This is a genomic window from Jeotgalibacillus aurantiacus (assembly GCF_020595125.1).
Taxonomy (GTDB): Bacteria; Bacillota; Bacilli; order Bacillales; family Jeotgalibacillaceae; genus Jeotgalibacillus; species Jeotgalibacillus aurantiacus.
The window spans coordinates 42,747-58,490 of record NZ_JACNMS010000007.1 but is presented as its reverse complement, the minus strand read 5'-3'; the positions used below and the strand labels follow the sequence as shown (position 1 = coordinate 58,490).

Genomic DNA, 15,744 nt, shown 5'->3' with positions numbered 1-15,744 from the left:
GTTGAATATGACAGGCAGTGCGATTTTTATGATGGTTGTTGGTATTGTCCTCCTTTGGGGCGGACTCGCAGCCAGTATTGTAAATGCAGTAAGTAAATCAAAAAAAGAAGTGTAATTCACTGATGAAAAGCCTGTAGCGATCTGCTGCAGGCTTTTTTCTTTTAGGGTTTCATGAGGCTGTCCTGATAACGCATACACTTTTTCTGACGACATCCTCTTGTGATGATCTTTTTAGTGTGATAAAGTGACTGTAAATAGGTTCTGTACTAGTGATTATTGAACTCCTGTTATATAGAAGTAAACCTTGAAATGGAGGAAAGTGGGAATGAGTACAACGACGAAGGACGGCCTCCTCAGAAAGCCGGAGTGGCTGAAAATTAAGCTGAACACGAATGAAAGTTATACAGGATTAAAGAAAATGATGCGTGAGAAAAATCTCCACACCGTATGTGAAGAGGCACGGTGCCCGAATATTCATGAGTGCTGGGGCGAGAGAAGAACCGCAACATTTATGATTCTTGGAGATGTTTGTACACGTGCATGCCGTTTTTGTGCAATCAAAACAGGCCTTCCGACAGAGCTTGATCTGGCTGAGCCGGAACGCGTAGCGGATTCAGTTAAGCTGATGAATTTAAAGCATGCCGTTATTACTGCTGTAGCCCGTGATGATTTGAAGGATGGCGGTGCAGCCGTATTTGCTGAAACGGTCCGTGCTATTAAGAGAAAAAATCCTTTTACGACGATTGAAGTCCTTCCATCTGACATGGGTGGCATTTACGAAAACATTCAAACGCTTATGGATGCACGTCCTGATATACTTAACCATAACATCGAAACGGTTGAACGTCTGACGCCTAGAGTGCGTGCGCGTGCAAAGTATCACCGTTCTCTTGAACTGCTGAAGCGCTCAAAAGAATTGCAGCCTGATATTCCAACGAAGTCGAGTTTAATGATTGGATTAGGTGAAACAGAGGAAGAAATCATTCAGACGATGGATGATTTACGTGCACATGATGTGGATATTATGACAATCGGTCAGTATCTGCAGCCAACACGTAAGCATCTTCCAGTTATTAAATACTATACACCGCTTGAATTCGGTAAATTGCGCAAAATTGCCATGGATAAAGGATTTAAGCATTGTGAAGCCGGGCCGCTTGTCCGTTCTTCGTATCATGCAGATGAGCAGGTTAATGCTGCATCGCGTGAACGCCAGGCACAGGGAGAATTACAGGATAACGAGTAAGTTTGATAAAGAGTGTAACAGAACTCTGATGGCAGAGGGATGTTTCACTCTTTTTTTGTATCTGCTATCTTTGGGACGTTTCCCCGGATTCGTGATCCGTTTCAGGTGCAGCAGGCGCAAGGTGCATGGTTTCGGTTGCTTGTGGTTTTATATTTTCTGCTGCTTCAGGTGGTTCAGGCTGGGAGCAGGCTGCAAGTATTAAAGCTGTCAGGAATAGGATGGCGGTTTTACTCATTTTAAGCACCTCTGTTTTTAATGGTTAGTATGTACAAAGCGTGAGATTTTACTTAGGAAAAGATGGTTTTGTCATGTATAATGGAGGAAGAGACAAATTCAGGAGTGGTGGATAATGATTACGATTTATAATCATCAGTATGAGATTATTGAGGAGTACCGCGAAGGCTTTAATGAGGAAGCGTTTGAGGGCAGATATAGTGAGATTCTTCATAAGTATGATTACATAGTAGGCGACTGGGGATATGGACAGCTCCGGTTGAAGGGTTTTTTTGATGATCAGAACCAGAAGTCGTCGTTTGATACGAAGATTTCGACGGTGAAGGATTATTTGTATGAGCATTGTAATTTTGGTTGTCCTTATTTTATTGTGAAAAAGGTTGCGGTTAAGAAGTAGTTTACAAACCGGGCCGGACTCATCCTTCGCTTTCCGCGGCCGCGCGGTGAGCCAGCTAGTGCTACGCACTACGCTGTCTCACCTGTCGCTTCACTGCCGCAGGAGTCTACGGATGAGTCCGGCCCTTCGTGTGATATAAAACTTCATTCCTGTTGTTTTTATAGAGAGTAAAAAACCGGGCTCGACTCACCTGTCGCTTTCAGCCACAGGAGTCTACGGATGATTCGAGCCCTCTAATCTATGATCAAAATTTACCGGTTTAAGGCTTATGAGCTCCGGGATCTAGGCGTGGTATGTGTTTGTGGAGCCCTTTGTTTTCGTAGTTGAAGGCGCTGTAGTAGCGCTGTCCGGGTAGCCATGGGCCGCTTTTATTTTTGACGATGGAATATTTGCCGCGTGGTGCGCCGTATGGGCCTTCGGGCAGTGTTTCGACGGTCAGGTATTCACGCTGGACTTCGACGTTTGAAAAGTCGCTGTATTGTTTCATATAAAAACCTCCTCTGCATCTAGTGTGGAGGAGGTTGTGTGTTTTTATTCAGCGGATGACTTCCTGGAGAAAGTCGCGCATTTCTGATGCATCTTCTTCTGAGATCTGATAGGCATGTTCGAGGTAGCCGGGTTCATCAAGGTCGTCCTGACCCAGAATGGCGAATCGACTTCCCTGAATATCAAAGACGACTGCTTTTCCGTAGTAGCGGTCTGAATACATAATGGCAAGATCAAAGCGCTGGTTTTCGCCCATAAAGCTGACAAATCGCGTTTTGGTTTCTTCTGTATCATCATAAAGGTAAAAACGTTCGTTCATAATAAAACCTCCAGTGGCAGAATTCTGTTTCCATTATACCGATTAACAGTCCGCATGCCAAAGTTCGCCGTTTTATATGGTACACTAGGAGTATAAGTTGTAAAATGGAGCGTGAGAAAAATGTATTTTGTTGACCGCGAGACGATTCATGCGACGCTTTCTTATATGGAGGAACAGATTGCTTTTTTTGAGGCACAGACATCCTGGTCGACCCGTCTTTCAGAGCTTGCGCTTGAGCGCTGTACCCACGTAATTATTGAATCCATCATTGATGTTGGGAATTCGATGATTGACGGGTTTATTATGAGAGATCCGGGCAGTTATGAGGATATTATTGAGATTTTAGAGGATGAGAAAGTCATCACACCTGACATGAAGCCTCCACTTGTAAAGGTCATTCAGCTGAGGAAGCTGCTCGTACAGGAGTTTACAACCCTGTCACACAGTCACCTTGAGGAGACCTTGAGAAATCATCTATCTGAACTTCAGGCGTTTGCACCAGCTGTACGCGATTATCTGACAAATGAGCTTGGCCCCGTTTCAGCATTTAGAAATTAAGCTAAAAAGGGCTCTATTCCGACTGGGATAGGTTCTTTTTTATGGATTGAAAGGAAGTAGACAATGAAGCAGTATAAAGGATATTTAATTGATCTTGATGGAACAATGTACAGAGGGACGGAAGCGATTCCGGAAGCTGTTGATTTTGTGAAAAAATTGAAGGATAAAGGCATTCCTTATTTATTTGTAACGAATAATTCTTCAAAAACACAGGAGCAGGTTGCAGCTCACTTAAAAGGTTTTGATGTACCCGCTGAGCCGGAGCAGGTATTTACGACATCATTAGCTACAGCCTCCGTTATTTCCCGGGAAAAGTCGGATGCATCTGTCTATGTGATTGGCGGAGACGGTATTCGCCAAGCGCTGACAGACAAGGGTTTGACGATTAAAGACGAAAATCCTGATTACGTTGTAGTCGGGCTTGACCGGGAAATTACGTATGAAAAACTGGCGCTCGGCTGCCTGGCTGTCAGAGGCGGCGCGAAATTTATTTCTACAAATGGAGATATTGCGATCCCGACTGAACGCGGTCTCCTTCCAGGTAACGGATCACTGACTTCGGTGATTGCTGTTTCTACTCAAACGGAACCGATGTTTATCGGTAAGCCTGAAGCTGTCATTATGGAACAGGCACTTCATGTACTTGGACTGCCTAAAGAAGAAGTCGTGATGGTGGGAGACAATTATGATACAGACATTCAGGCAGGCTTCAATACCGGCATGGACACATTGATGGTTCATACAGGCGTTTCACCTAAAAGCCTGCTGGAAACGAAAGAACTTCAGCCTACTTACTCAATCAACTCATTAGCAGAATGGAACATCATCTGACTTAACAGCGAGGAGTGTATGACATGAAAAAGATTTATATTACCCGTAAAATTGATGATCAGGTGATTGATCAATTAAAGGAGCGATTTGATGTACAGGTTTGGAACAAGGAAGATACGGCTGTACCGAAAGATGAATTACTTCACCAGGTAAAAGACAGTCATGCACTTCTCACGATGTTATCTGACAAAATTGATCAGGAGATTTTTGATGCGGCTCCACATTTGGAAGTAGTGGCAAACCTTGCAGTCGGATATGACAACATCGATCTCGATGCTGCAAAAAAGGCAGGCGTCATTGTTACGAATACACCTGATGTTCTGACGGATACAACAGCGGATCTGACATTTTCACTGATCATGGCTGTCGGCAGGAGAATCACGGAGGCTGCTGAGTATGTAAAGCAGGGAAAGTGGACGTCATGGTCCCCTTATCTGCTTGCGGGAACTGATATTCATCATAAGACGATCGGGATTATCGGAATGGGAAGTATTGGACAAGCCGTCGCGCAACGGGCCAAAGGATTTAATATGGATGTGCTTTATCATACGCGGTCCAGAAAATCTGAGGCGGAACAACGATTTAACGCTAAACACGTTTCTCTTGAAGAACTGCTGAAGGAATCTGATTATGTTGTGATGCTTGCTCCTTTTACAGAAGAAACAAAGCAGATGATGGGTAAGAAGGAATTTGCCTTAATGAAGAAGTCTGCGTTTTTTGTTAATGCAGGCCGTGGTACAACAGTGGACGAACAGGCGTTGATCGAAGCACTGCAAACCGGTGAAATTGCCGGAGCAGCACTTGATGTGTTTGAAAAAGAACCAATCAGTGCTGACCATCCGCTTCTCAGCATGAAAAATGTAGTCGCCATCCCGCATATCGGCAGCGCCTCCAGAGAAACACGCCTGACGATGATGAAGCTTGCATCGGATAACATTGCAGCAGTGCTTCAGGGGAAAAAGGCTTTAACTGAAGTGAAATAATAAAAGGTGGTGAACCGGGAAATTGGTTCACCACCTTTTTAAGTTTCAGTGAAAATTAAAAAGTACCCGATCAATTCCACGATTTCACTGAAAGCGCAGGAATGATCAGGCACGGTGTATTAAAATACTTGTTCTACTTCTACAACGCCAGGTACTTCTTCTAATAGAGCACGCTCAATACCAGCCTTCAGCGTGATCGTTGAACTTGGGCATGTACCACATGCGCCAAGAAGTCTCAATTTAACGATTCCATCTTCCACATCAACGAGTTCACAGTCCCCGCCATCACGAAGAAGGAATGGACGAAGTTTATCAAGTACCTCTTGAACTGAATCTTTCATTTCTACTTCTGTCATTCGAATCGACTCCCTTCCTGTCTTCTATTATAATAAGGATAACAAAAAAAATCCATTGATCTTTATCAATTGATTCTCAATGAAATGAAAGGGCTGATTTGAATGTCACAACAACCCGTTACGATCACTGTATATGGTGCTGAAACCATCTGCGCAAGCTGCGTTGGCGCACCGTCATCAAAAGAAACTTATGAGTGGCTTGAAGCCGCGATCGGGAGAAAATTCCCGGGACAAACATTTAAAATGGATTACGTCGATTTAAATACAGAGCATGAGGATCCAAAAAAAGCAGCCTTTGTCCAAAAAGTCTGGGAAGAGGATTTATTCTACCCTGTTGTACTGGTGGAGGATGAGATTGTTGGAGAAGGAAATCCAAGGTTGAAAGCGGTCTATAAAGAACTTGAGAAATATGGATTTGAAGCGGCTCCACAAGTGAAATAAAAAATCCTTACCCGCAGACCGGCGGGTAAGGATTTTTTGATTAAAGCTCTTTAAAATTCAGTCCCTTTAAAATATCCACGTCTTTCTTTTCGCATAAATAACACGTATTATGCTCATCGCGCATGACGATATGGTCATCACTCGTATTTTCATAATCCTCTGGAACCTCAACCAGGTTATATCGTTCATGGAAAGGAAGTAAAGACATATTCACCACCACCTGTAAATTAAGATGGTTTCAGTATACTGGCTTTCCAGTATTTATTAAGAAATAGTCGGCTGTGAATGTGCGATGTTCAGGAAAGGTGCTCTTTGATTGCAGATAAATGGAGACTTGCCATTTCATAATTCAAATCAATATTCGTTAATAGCTCAAAGGTAGGATCATAACTCATACTTTTTTTCAGCAGATAGAAGGTTGAAGGCCTTTCATGCTGAATTACAGACATAATTTCTGAGGTCGGGAGGGTCAGATTCTTCGTTTTTACACGCAGGAATGAGGTGATAAACTGTTTGTAAGCAAGGACATTCTCGTTTCGATCGGGACACGTTCGTAACAGTTTGTCAAAACGGATAAGCGCTTCTTTTAACTCAGGCTCAGTATAATTCATCTTTTTCACCATCCTATTTAGGGTATATAGTTTTAATTTTATTTTTATTTTAGGTCAATATACTTAATTTTAATTCCCTCAGTTTGTTAAAATAAAACTCATTTTGTATATTTATTCTCTATTAATGATAAAAACTTTTACGGGAAGTGATTTTTAAAACCGGTCCGGACTCATCCTACGCTTTCAGTGACTATTTGATGAGCTTATTAAAAATATCGTGAGCTTAGAGACAAATAAAAACACGCTCAAAAGGAGTGAGCGTGTTTTGTTATAATTAACCATTATGATATTTATACATCCACAGCACGCCTGATTTTAAGAGGCGGGCGATGCGGCCTGTGATGGTCCGGTCGGCAAGATAGGCAAAGCCTTGTTTCTTTCCGAGAGATCCCATAAAGCCTTTGAGTTTGATCTTTGGCATTTCTGCTGGCAATGTGCCGCCTTTCCAGCGTGTGAGAAGAACGTCTACAATTTGTTCAGCTTGTTCTTCCGCAAGCTGAGCACTTGGGGCAAACGGAAGGCTTGCGCAGTCTCCTACAACATAGACGTGTTCATTGTCAGGAAGGTTGTGGTATTGGGATAATACGACGCGATTCGATGAATCTTTTTCACCAGGCAGGTTACGTACTACTTCAACAGGCTGGATACCGGCTGTCCATACACACACATCAACAGGAATCGATTCTTCGTGATTGTGCAGCATGGTTGGTTCTACTTTCGTGATGTTGGATTTGCTGACAACTTCTACATTGTTGGCATCAAACCATTTTTGTACATAGTTACTCAGTCGCTGAGGGAACGCGGGCAGAATCCGTTCACCACGATCGAACAGTTTAATGGTCAGATCTGAACGGCTTTCGCGCAATTCACTTGCCAGTTCAATTCCACTCAGTCCTGCTCCAACAACACCAACCACTGATCCGGATGGAAGGTTGGAGAGCTTTTCATAGGTAGCTCTTGATTGCTGGATCGATTGAATACTGTACGTGAATTCATCTGCTCCCGGAACGTTGTGATACTTATCTTCACAGCCAAGTCCGACTATCAGATCATCGTATTCAACCTCAGATCCATCTCCAAGAATAACCTTACTGTCAACTGTGTTGATCTCAGTTACTTTTCCGTATTTTAAATGAAGGCGCTCATGCTCTGGAAAGCCAACCCGGATTTCAGTATCTGAAACGGTTCCCGCAGCAAGCGCATAATATTCTGTTTTCAGACAGTGATAAGGTGTCCGGTCGATTAATGTAATCGTTACGTCTTCTGGAAGCTTATCAGGTAACAGACGGAGTAAAACCCGCATGTTCCCATAGCCTCCACCCAATAATACTAAGTGTTTCATGAATAGCCCTCTCTTTGCAATAAACGTATAGTAAGCACTTTCAATAGGATGATTAATTCGCACATTACGTTTTATCATAACGTTTTCATTCACTAAAAAGTATAGCGGAATAGAGAACAATGTACAATCATTATAAGAGAATTCTTTCACAAACTTGTCAAAATGACAGAAGAATGGACAAGCACCAATCGTTGACGTTTTTTGAGAAAAAAGTTACATTTGACTACAGGTAGAGGTGAATATAATGAAACCAATAATAGAATTTTGTATCAGTAATCTTGCAAGTGGTTCTCAGGAGGCACTGGAGGCGCTTGAGCGGGATCCGAATCTGGATGTGATCGAGTATGGGTGTCTCGGTTATTGCGGAATTTGTGCGGCGTCGCACTTTGCACTGGTGAACGGGGATATTGTGGAGGCTGATTCGCCAAAAGAGCTGGTGGATGAGATTTATACGTATTTGGAAGAGAATCCGATGTTTTAAATGCGTTTTGATGAACGGGCCTGATGAAGGTCCGTTTTTAATTTGAAGCCGGGCTGGACTCACCCTTCGCTTTCCGCGGCCGCGCGGTGAGCCAACTTGCGCTTCGCGCTACGTTGTCTCACCTGTCGCTTCTCTGCCACAGGAGTCTTCGGGTGAGTCCAGCCCTCTAAATATGTATAACCTCTTTATATTAGGAGAGAGATAAATAAAACATCATTGGAATTATCTTCAGTTCGCAGTAGTGTATAGGTTATGGAATAAACCATTAAGTCTTTATTTTTATGTTGATAGACTCCCAAATGGTGTTGATAGCTATTATCAAGTTGTTGATACTAGCATTAAATGAGTCGATAGATGATTGGTTCCTCCTGGACATTCGTTTGCAAACATGAACTGAGAGGTTTTAACATAAAAAAATCCTCCTCCGGAATCATGAAAGAGAAGGATTGTATGCTGCTAAGATTGATATGCAGTCACTTTTAACTCGATTGCATTTGTTTTTGTTCCCGATGCGCCTGCCAGCGGTCTTTAGCCATTTTGACCATTTTCGGTTCGGTTGAGCTGTGCTGTTTTTCAATGATTTTTGAGAAGTAGCGGGTTGCCTGATCTTCTTCGCCAAGACGAAGGGATAGTTCTGCCAGAATGTACAGAATCCGCTCTGTTGACATTTGAGTGCCTGCATAGTCTTCCTTGGAGTAGGAGTCCTGGTAATTTGCATGAGCCAGTCGCTGAAAACGTTTCTCCTGCTCGACATTACCTAATTCACGATACAGCCAGGAAAGCCTCAGGTATAATCCGGCCATGGTAATGCTTTTTTCTTTTTTGAGTGTTCCTGTATACACAGCAAGCTTGTAAGCTTTGATTGCATCCGAAATCGATCGCTCTCCAGAAAAATCCTGACCGCTCCATCGCTTTGTGATTTTGGCATCAATTTCTTCACGCGCACCGGGAGGGAAGTAAGGAGCGGAATCATCTGTAAAAGCGTATCCGCAATCGGGACAGATATGGACGTGATAAAGGCTTGGATTAATTTCAGGGTTTTCGTAGACAGGCATTAAGTCGGTATCGTGTTCCTTTACTCTGACAAAGCGGCCTCTGATTTTGGTCGTTTCAAATTGAGCCGCACATAATCCACATTTTATTTTTTTTGAGTACAAAGGTGTTAATTCCATTTTTGTCACCTCAATTAGTTAAATGATCACTTAAGATTCAATTTGGTAGTTCAAGATACTTATTATTATACCCCTTTAATAGGTCTTTAGAAACCATATTTGCAATTCTTTCGCAAGTTGAAATGGTTGAGGAGAATACCCGGACACGCTATACTTAAATCAGCGATAAACGTAGGAGGTGCTGAAATGGCAAACGTGATTAAATTATCAGAAGCTGCAGCGCTTCAGGTAAAAGATATGATGGAGCAGGCTGAAGAGCAGAATGCCTTTTTAAGAGTTGCCGTTAAAGGCGGCGGTTGCAGTGGATTATCTTATGGCATGGGATTTGAGCATGAAGTAACAGATGAGGATCAGCAGGAAGCTCATCATGGAATCACTGTACTGATCAAGAAAGAAGATGCGCCGATTTTAAATGGAACGGAGATCGATTATAAGCAGTCATTAATGGGTGGAGGATTTACAATTGAGAATCCGAACGCCATTGCATCATGCGGCTGCGGATCATCTTTCAGAACCGCAACCAAGGCAGGAACGCCTGAAAACTGTTAAACAAAAACCCTATCCTTGCTGAGGATGGGTTTTTCTTTTGAATATCATTAGTCTAATGAATGATCATATCATTTGTTGGAACCTGCTTATTAATAAATGAAATTTATTATTTATGGCATTCTAAAATACTTTCAGTCCGACTTAAAATGAACTACTTATGAATTTACATAATTAGTGCCGGGTCATTCCGTAGACTCCTGCGGCAGAGAAGCGACAGGTGAGACAGCGTAATGCGGAGCATTAGCTGGCTCACCGCGCGGCCTTGGAAAAGCGGAGGCGACTCGTCCAGCCCCGACAAGCATAAGGCGAAGATGAAAAGAGGGTTGCCTTATACCCTCGTTCAGCTTTGACTTATGACCTCGAGGGGCTAGTCGCCGGAGCTAGACAAAGGAAAGCGAAGGAATGACCCGGCACGGTTAATATATAGTAAAACCCTATCCAAATCCAAAATCCGAATAGGGTTTTACTTTTAAATAGAAGAAAGTGCTTGATCAATCGGATGTTCACCATTCACCATCTCAAATGATTTATTATGAAGGTTCTCATATAAAATCGCTTCAACCAATACTGTTGCCACATCTTCACGCGTAATGTCTCCGTCGTGCGAATCGAGTTTTGCGGCCGCAGTAATCGTTCCCTTAGCGCTGTCATCCGTTAATGCGCCTGGACGTACGATTGTATAATTTAAACCGCTCGCCTTCAGATGTTCATCAGCATTGTGCTTAGCTTTTAAATAATGGTGGAAGGTTTCATTATCCGCTGCGACTGAAGGGTCGTCTGCGCCGACGGAACTGAGCATAATAAATCGTTCGATTCCTTTAGCTTTGGCATAATCCACTGCTTTTTTAGCGCCTTCTTCATCTACTGACGTTGTTTTATCCATGCCTGTATTGGGACCGGATCCCGCAGCAAAAATCACTGCGTTAACATCCTCAAGTGCATAATCAAAATCCTTTTCCAGATCCGCAATGATCGGACGTGCGCCGAGCTCTTCCATTTTTGGTGCCTGCTCGGTTTTACGCACCATTGCTTTGACAAGATGCTGGTCACTTTCAGCCAGTTTTTGAACAACCATTTGTCCTGTTGTACCATTTGCTCCAATTACTAATACATGCATCGTAATCACTCTCCCAATTATTGTAGGTCCTATGTGTAACGTACCCGGATTGGGAGGGAATAAACGGATCAGCTGAACATAGACGTACTATGCATAGGCTGGACACGTGCTTTCGGATCTATGGATGCCTTGGCATTGTTAACGGCAGTTGGCGCTTCGCCAAAGCCTGCGGCAATCAGTCTGACCTTGCCATCATACGTGCAAATATCGCCCGCAGCATAAATGCCCGGTATATTAGTTTCCATTCTTGAATTGACGACAATGGAATTTTTCTCAATATCGAGATTCCACGTTTTGATCGGACCAAGACTTGAAATGAAGCCGTAATTAACAACAAGGTGATCAAGGTCAATCGTCATAGTATCCTCTTCGCGTACCTTTTGTATTGTCAGCGACTGAAGATAATCGTTCATCGTCTGATAGCCGACCGGCACATATGGCGTGACGACATTGACCGAAGAATTTTTGAGCTGCTCAACACTGTGTTCGTGTGCACGGAACGAATCCCGACGGTGAACAAGTGTTACCGTATCTGCTACAGGTTCGAGCATCAGCGCCCAATCAACTGCGGAATCCCCGCCACCAAGTAACACCACGTTTTTCCCTTTAAATTGGTCAAGGTTATCGATATAATAATGAAGATTTTTTTCTTCAAAATCATGTAATCCATCGAGGTCGAGCTTTCTTGGCTGAAACGCACCATTTCCAGCTGTAATAATGATCGTGCGTGAATAGTGAACTTCCTCATTTGTTGTTAAAATAAAGACGCCATCCTCACGCTTTTCAACATTTACAACCTCCTGACTTAAACGGATCTCCGTATCAAACCGGCTCATCTGCTCAGTCAGATTATCAACGAGCTCCTGAGCTCTTACTTTTGGAAACCCGGCTACATCATAAATATATTTATCCGGATAGAGAGCTGTCAGCTGACCACCCAGGTGCGGAAGACTTTCGATCAGTTTTACACTTGCCTGGCGCATCCCTCCGTAAAAAGCTGTGAACAACCCGACAGGACCGCCGCCGATGACCGTAATATCGTAAACAACAGTATCTTCTTTCATCACCATAATCCCTCCAAACAATCTCTCAACTTGCCTGTAGTGTATCACACACAGGCTTTTGACATGTATTCCGGTACTCCGTTCAAACATATTTCAGACTTTTGGATGAAACAGTATTGACAAAGTTTTCTGATTTCCGTTGAATAACTTGAAAATGTGACAAAAAAAGAATATGATAGTGAAAGACAAGAATTGTTACTACACGTATGATGTTCTCTTTCGTGAAGAATTTCACAATCTTTATGTTCAGGCATGCGTTGCTGCCTTAATCGCATCGTAATCTCAAATTAAAAAGGTGGAAGTGATCCAATTGAAAAGACCAACAGTGGTTGTTTTAGGAGCAGGATATGGCGGTTTATCCGTTGTCACGAAACTTCAGAAGCTAGTTAATCCGGATGATATGGATATCATTCTTGTAAACAAGAATGACTACCATTACGAAACAACATGGTTACACGAAGCATCTGCTGGTACGATGCACCATGACAAAGTACGCTACGACATCGACGGCGTTATTAACAAAGGTAAAGTAAACTTTGTAAAAGCAACAGTTGAAAACATTGATACAAAAGCACAAAAGGTTATTACTGACCGCTCTGAAATTGCGTATGACTACCTTGTAGTCGGCTTAGGATTCGAAGGCGAAACATTCGGCATTCCTGGTCTGAAGGAGCACGCATTCTCTATTGCCAACATTAAGGCAGCCCGTCAGATCCGTGACCACATCGAATATCAATTCTCAACATACAGCCTTGAAGAAACAAAAGATCCTTCAAGACTGACGATCGTAGTCGGTGGTGCTGGATTTACAGGCATCGAGTTCCTTGGTGAGCTTGCTGACCGTGTCCCTGAGCTTTGTGAAGAATATGATATCGATCCGAAAGCCGTTCGCGTTCTTTGCGTAGAGGCTGCGCCAATGGTACTGCCAGGCTTCGATAAAGAGCTTGTTGATTACGCTGTTTCTTACCTTGAAAGCAAAGGAATTGAATTCTCAATCGGCACGCCGGTTGTAGAAGCAACTCCAGAAGGCGTTAAAATCAAAAAAGGCGAAGATACTTTCGAAGAAATTAAAGCACAAACAGTTGTTTGGGCAGCGGGTGTCCGCGGAAACCCAATCATCGAAAAAGCAGGCTTTGACAACATGCGTGCACGTATCAAGGTTGATGCAGACCTTCGTGCGCCAGGTCACAACAACGTATTCATCGTTGGAGACTGCGCACTCATGATCAATCCTGAGAACGACCGTCCATACCCACCAACAGCTCAAATCGCCATGCAGCAGGGTGCTCACACAGCACACAACCTTGTCGCATTAGCAAAAGGTGACGAGCTTGAGCCATTCTCACCAGACCTTAAAGGAACAGTATGTTCTCTTGGTGAAAAAGAAGCGATTGGTGAAGTATTCGGCCGCAAAATCACAGGTAAACAGGCTGCATTCATGAAAAAGGTCATCGATAACCGTGCCCTTTACATCATCGGCGGACCTGGACTTGTATTCAAAAAAGGTAAACTTAACGTACTATAATAGATAGATCAAAAAGGGACAGCCGATCGGCTGTCCCTTTTTTGGGGGTTGCGCAGAACTGTCGATCGGACAGAAAAATTTGTCGGAACAGGCTCAATTATTGTTGTTAGCAGGATTAAATCTGTTGATTGCATTCTTAGGTTGGATCTTAATGTCGCTATCCTGACGAGAAATGTTGATAGGAGCGATGAAAATGTGAATAGCCGCTGTGTTTCTGTCGTTAGAGGCAATCTTTCCGTCGATTTGCCACTCCACCACCAGTTAACAGAAGTTCCTCCCAAAAACATTCTGTAATCCTGATTGAAATTCAACCAAAAGCATGTAAGATTGATTGTATGACCAATTCATCTTATAAAGAGGACCGGCCACACCCGGAGACTCCTGTGGCGGAAAGGGACAGGTGAAACCGACGGCGCGAAGCGCAGGCGGGTTCACCGCCCGGCCACGGAAAGCGCAGGGTGTGGCCGGTCCGGCTTCACCCATTTAAAGAGGAGGATCCCCATGAAAAGAGGCAACGTATGGCTCGGCGCAGCCGGACTCATAGAAAACAGTAAAGGCGAATGGCTCGTTGTTAAAAAGAAATACGGCGGATTAAAAGGAAAATGGTCCATCCCGGCCGGTTTTGTGGACCAGGGGGAAACAGCTGACCAGGCTGCCGTGCGGGAAGTCAGAGAAGAAACGGGCATTATCGCAGACGTGATCAAGGTAGGTGGATTCCGCAGTGGTGTTCTGAAAGAAACCATCAGTGATAACATGATCATTTTCATCATGAAAGCCCGCGACGAAAATCAGTCTTTGCAGGTCCCGGCTGAAGAAATTGAGGAAGCCGCCTGGATCCCCAAAAAAGATCTCAGAAACCATCCGGACGTCTCTTCCATGATCCCCGTCATGATTGATCATGAAGAAGCCGCTACACTCGAAATCAATCGCAATTCAGATCCTGGCGCGCAATTCGGCTACACCACGTATCATCTATTTTTCTGATACTCACTTAAACGTGTAAAAGCTTATGAGATATATAGCGGTTGTTTCCTTATTCGTTTATGAATGATTTTTGACATTGAATGTGAACATTCCATGAAATTTATACAACCTTCTAAATTTTCTGATAATTAAAGAAAAAGGGCGTTTGGAGGTTATGTATTCGCTTACATGGGCTTTTTTCGCTGATTTTGCTGCTTTTCAGTCATGAACAGCCCGTGCTATAGTACTCTCAACACAACACAAGAGAGGGTGCTTCCCATGAAAAAACGTTCAAATAAAACGTGCGACTACTGTTCAGGTCAAGGTTATTTTCAGCTTCGTCTCGGCGGATCTGAAACTTGCCCGAGCTGTGGCGGTAACGGTAAAAAATAAAGAAAAGTGGATGCATCGCGCATCCGCTTTTTATTTTGAATATGTTTTCTAAAACATCATTGGATTTTTAATATAACCGATTAGTCAAAGTAAACTTCATTAGTGCCTGGTCATTCCGTAGTCGCCTCAGCTAGACAAAGTAAAGCGAAGAAATGACACGGCACGATTTTCAACATATGCAAACTAAAGAGAAGTAACTCCATTCATTTGTGTCATCTAATCGAACCTTCCACATGCAGCATTGCACCCGTGTAGGAAATAAGGTACACTGTTTTAGTGAATGTGGAGGTGTCTCTTTTTGGAATCATTTGGATTGGCTGAATTATTAATTTCAATGCTGTTGTTTCTGGTCCTGTTTTTCGGGATTGGATTTCTTTTAAATATGCTTCTGCGCATGACCTGGATCATGGCAGTGATTTATCCGGTTATTACCATTTTAATTGTCGATGAAGTTCGCTTTATCGAATATTTCCGTGCGCCTGGAGAATCTTTTACAGCACTTGGTGACCGATTTACCTCGCTGGCAACAGCGGACATTTTAATATTATCAAGCGGTATGGCTGGAGCGATCATTGCAGGACTTGTGATGATGTGGCTTCGTAAGCAGGGTTACCGAATGTTCTAAAAGCTCCCCGGGATACGAGGAGCTTTTTTAATTGTCAGTCAATTTGGATTT

Annotated in this window: 22 protein-coding genes and 1 pseudogene; 13 read left to right on the top strand and 10 right to left on the bottom strand. The window is 43.2% G+C overall.

Annotated features, from left to right (window positions below):
• Positions 1–7: 7 nt before the first annotated feature.
• Positions 8–115: a methionine/alanine import family NSS transporter small subunit gene (locus H7968_RS16425; RefSeq protein WP_134375905.1), complete on the top strand. Its 108-nt coding sequence runs from the start codon at positions 8–10 to the stop codon at positions 113–115.
• Positions 116–325: 210 nt separating this feature from the next.
• The gene (gene lipA, locus H7968_RS16420) at positions 326–1,246 is read left to right on the top strand and encodes a lipoyl synthase (RefSeq protein ID WP_227397158.1); all 921 of its coding nucleotides are present in this window, start codon (positions 326–328) and stop codon (positions 1,244–1,246) included.
• 64 nt (positions 1,247–1,310) lie between these two features.
• Here the strand turns inward: lipA and H7968_RS16415 are convergent, their stop codons facing one another.
• On the bottom strand, positions 1,311–1,481 hold the full coding sequence (locus H7968_RS16415; RefSeq protein ID WP_227397157.1) for a hypothetical protein: 171 nt from the start codon (positions 1,479–1,481) through the stop codon (positions 1,311–1,313).
• A 114-nt stretch (positions 1,482–1,595) separates the two neighbouring features.
• On the opposite strand from H7968_RS16415, the gene H7968_RS16410 reads away from it, so the two are divergent.
• The gene (locus tag H7968_RS16410) at positions 1,596–1,877 is read left to right on the top strand and encodes a YutD family protein (protein ID WP_227397156.1); all 282 of its coding nucleotides are present in this window, start codon (positions 1,596–1,598) and stop codon (positions 1,875–1,877) included.
• Positions 1,878–2,136: 259 nt separating this feature from the next.
• Here H7968_RS16410 and H7968_RS16405 read toward each other — a convergent pair whose 3' ends face one another.
• Positions 2,137–2,364, bottom strand: coding sequence for a cytosolic protein (locus H7968_RS16405; RefSeq protein ID WP_227397155.1), 228 nt, complete (start codon positions 2,362–2,364; stop codon positions 2,137–2,139).
• Between the two features lie 48 nt (positions 2,365–2,412).
• The gene (locus H7968_RS16400) at positions 2,413–2,682 is read right to left on the bottom strand and encodes a DUF3055 domain-containing protein (protein ID WP_227397154.1); all 270 of its coding nucleotides are present in this window, start codon (positions 2,680–2,682) and stop codon (positions 2,413–2,415) included.
• Between the two features lie 120 nt (positions 2,683–2,802).
• Here H7968_RS16400 and H7968_RS16395 point away from each other — a divergent pair, with 120 nt between their 5' ends.
• The 3 genes from H7968_RS16395 (at position 2,803) to H7968_RS16385 (ending at position 5,054) form a co-directional block, all read left to right on the top strand.
• Positions 2,803–3,240, top strand: coding sequence for a DUF86 domain-containing protein (locus tag H7968_RS16395; protein ID WP_227397153.1), 438 nt, complete (start codon positions 2,803–2,805; stop codon positions 3,238–3,240).
• A gap of 63 nt (positions 3,241–3,303) precedes the next feature.
• Positions 3,304–4,071, top strand: a complete 768-nt coding sequence (locus tag H7968_RS16390; RefSeq protein ID WP_227397152.1) for a TIGR01457 family HAD-type hydrolase — start codon at positions 3,304–3,306, stop codon at positions 4,069–4,071.
• Positions 4,072–4,094: 23 nt separating this feature from the next.
• The gene (locus H7968_RS16385) at positions 4,095–5,054 is read left to right on the top strand and encodes a 2-hydroxyacid dehydrogenase (RefSeq protein WP_227397151.1); all 960 of its coding nucleotides are present in this window, start codon (positions 4,095–4,097) and stop codon (positions 5,052–5,054) included.
• 119 nt (positions 5,055–5,173) lie between these two features.
• Here H7968_RS16385 and H7968_RS16380 read toward each other — a convergent pair.
• Positions 5,174–5,466 (bottom strand): annotated as a pseudogene (locus H7968_RS16380) (NifU family protein).
• 46 nt (positions 5,467–5,512) lie between these two features.
• On the opposite strand from H7968_RS16380, the gene H7968_RS16375 reads away from it, so the two are divergent.
• Positions 5,513–5,851 carry a YuzD family protein gene (locus H7968_RS16375; protein WP_227397150.1) on the top strand — a complete coding sequence of 113 codons (339 nt, stop codon included), beginning with the start codon at positions 5,513–5,515 and terminating at the stop codon, positions 5,849–5,851.
• 40 nt (positions 5,852–5,891) lie between these two features.
• Here the strand turns inward: H7968_RS16375 and H7968_RS16370 are convergent, their stop codons facing one another.
• From H7968_RS16370 to H7968_RS16360, 3 genes are all read right to left on the bottom strand, one after another.
• Positions 5,892–6,059 carry a hypothetical protein gene (locus H7968_RS16370; RefSeq protein ID WP_227397149.1) on the bottom strand — a complete coding sequence of 56 codons (168 nt, stop codon included), beginning with the start codon at positions 6,057–6,059 and terminating at the stop codon, positions 5,892–5,894.
• Between the two features lie 88 nt (positions 6,060–6,147).
• Positions 6,148–6,462: a hypothetical protein gene (locus tag H7968_RS16365; RefSeq protein ID WP_227397148.1), complete on the bottom strand. Its 315-nt coding sequence runs from the start codon at positions 6,460–6,462 to the stop codon at positions 6,148–6,150.
• A gap of 274 nt (positions 6,463–6,736) precedes the next feature.
• The gene (locus H7968_RS16360; RefSeq protein WP_227397147.1) at positions 6,737–7,804 is read right to left on the bottom strand and encodes an NAD(P)/FAD-dependent oxidoreductase; all 1,068 of its coding nucleotides are present in this window, start codon (positions 7,802–7,804) and stop codon (positions 6,737–6,739) included.
• A gap of 241 nt (positions 7,805–8,045) precedes the next feature.
• Here H7968_RS16360 and H7968_RS16355 point away from each other — a divergent pair, with 241 nt between their 5' ends.
• Entirely contained in the window at positions 8,046–8,285 is a 240-nt protein-coding gene (locus H7968_RS16355) for a YuzB family protein (RefSeq protein ID WP_455023090.1), read from the top strand.
• 479 nt (positions 8,286–8,764) lie between these two features.
• On the opposite strand, the gene H7968_RS16350 is transcribed toward H7968_RS16355, so the two are convergent.
• On the bottom strand, positions 8,765–9,457 hold the full coding sequence (locus tag H7968_RS16350) for a DUF2225 domain-containing protein (protein WP_227397145.1): 693 nt from the start codon (positions 9,455–9,457) through the stop codon (positions 8,765–8,767).
• A 186-nt stretch (positions 9,458–9,643) separates the two neighbouring features.
• On the opposite strand from H7968_RS16350, the gene H7968_RS16345 reads away from it, so the two are divergent.
• Positions 9,644–10,006 carry a HesB/IscA family protein gene (locus tag H7968_RS16345; protein ID WP_227397144.1) on the top strand — a complete coding sequence of 121 codons (363 nt, stop codon included), beginning with the start codon at positions 9,644–9,646 and terminating at the stop codon, positions 10,004–10,006.
• A gap of 469 nt (positions 10,007–10,475) precedes the next feature.
• Here the strand turns inward: H7968_RS16345 and H7968_RS16340 are convergent, their stop codons facing one another.
• Positions 10,476–11,123, bottom strand: a complete 648-nt coding sequence (locus H7968_RS16340; protein ID WP_227397143.1) for an SDR family oxidoreductase — start codon at positions 11,121–11,123, stop codon at positions 10,476–10,478.
• Positions 11,124–11,191: 68 nt separating this feature from the next.
• Positions 11,192–12,187: an NAD(P)/FAD-dependent oxidoreductase gene (locus tag H7968_RS16335; RefSeq protein ID WP_227397213.1), complete on the bottom strand. Its 996-nt coding sequence runs from the start codon at positions 12,185–12,187 to the stop codon at positions 11,192–11,194.
• A gap of 310 nt (positions 12,188–12,497) precedes the next feature.
• Between H7968_RS16335 and H7968_RS16330 the strand changes: the two genes are divergently transcribed.
• The 4 genes from H7968_RS16330 to H7968_RS16315 all read left to right on the top strand — a co-directional run bounded on the left by H7968_RS16330 (position 12,498) and on the right by H7968_RS16315 (position 15,693).
• Positions 12,498–13,712 carry an NAD(P)/FAD-dependent oxidoreductase gene (locus tag H7968_RS16330; protein ID WP_227397142.1) on the top strand — a complete coding sequence of 405 codons (1,215 nt, stop codon included), beginning with the start codon at positions 12,498–12,500 and terminating at the stop codon, positions 13,710–13,712.
• 501 nt (positions 13,713–14,213) lie between these two features.
• Positions 14,214–14,696: an NUDIX domain-containing protein gene (locus H7968_RS16325; protein ID WP_227397141.1), complete on the top strand. Its 483-nt coding sequence runs from the start codon at positions 14,214–14,216 to the stop codon at positions 14,694–14,696.
• 258 nt (positions 14,697–14,954) lie between these two features.
• Positions 14,955–15,068, top strand: a complete 114-nt coding sequence (locus H7968_RS16320; RefSeq protein WP_227397140.1) for a YuiA family protein — start codon at positions 14,955–14,957, stop codon at positions 15,066–15,068.
• Positions 15,069–15,402: 334 nt separating this feature from the next.
• Complete coding sequence (locus H7968_RS16315; RefSeq protein ID WP_227397212.1) at positions 15,403–15,693, top strand: YuiB family protein; 291 nt, start codon at positions 15,403–15,405, stop codon at positions 15,691–15,693.
• Positions 15,694–15,744: the final 51 nt, after the last annotated feature.